General features: G+C 67.1%; 1 protein-coding gene. It reads left to right on the plus strand.

Annotated elements, in window-relative coordinates:
- Nucleotides 1–797, plus strand: a 797-nt coding sequence (locus AC07NG_RS25675) for a TonB-dependent siderophore receptor (protein WP_494597220.1), incomplete at both ends; no start/stop codon positions are given.

The following is a 797-nucleotide window of genomic DNA, read 5'->3' on the forward strand; positions in this document are numbered from 1 at the left end:
GGCGAGAACTTCCAGCAGTTCAACACCGGCCAGACCAGCAATCCGCTGACAAGCATCCCCAACCTGTCGCTGTTCGCGCCAACCTATGGCGGCACGCTGCCCAGCATGGACCTTACCGTCCTGTCGACGGCCTATGTGAACACCTACAGTCGCCGCGAGCAGAAGGGCCTCTACGCCCAGGACCAGATGACCATCGGCCGGCTGCAACTGATCGCCAGCGGTCGCTACGACTGGTACGAGCAGGTCACCGACAACAAGAAGAACAACACCTCCAGCACGCTGGAGCAGAACGCCTTCACCATGCGGCTGGGCGGGCTCTACGACCTGGGCGCGGGCCTGGCGTCCTATGTCAGCTATTCGGAATCCTTCGAGCCCCAGGCCGGCACGACCTGGCAGGGCGAAGCCTTCGTGCCCGTCACCGGCCGCCAGCTGGAGGGTGGCCTGAAGTACCAACCCAAGGGCACCTCGGCGCTATTCACCCTGGCCGCCTACCAACTGGAGCGACGCAAGGTTCCGGTCGCCGACCCGCAGGCCGGCACGAACGGCGTCCCGGCCAATTCGCAGATCCAGATCGGCGAGGTTCGCGTGCGCGGAGTCGAGCTGGAGGGCCGGGGCGAGGTCTCGCGCGGCCTGAACGTGGTTGCCGCGCTCAGCTACACCGACGCGATCATCACCCAGGGCGCGCCGGCCATCGCGGCCACGGCCACCAACAGTGGCACCCCGACCACCACGGGCACCCGCCAGTTGGGCGTGCCGAAGTGGGGCGGCTCGACCTTCGTCTCCTACGACCTGGGCCG

The sequence above is a fragment of the Caulobacter sp. GW821-FHT10C03 genome, assembly GCF_059415485.1.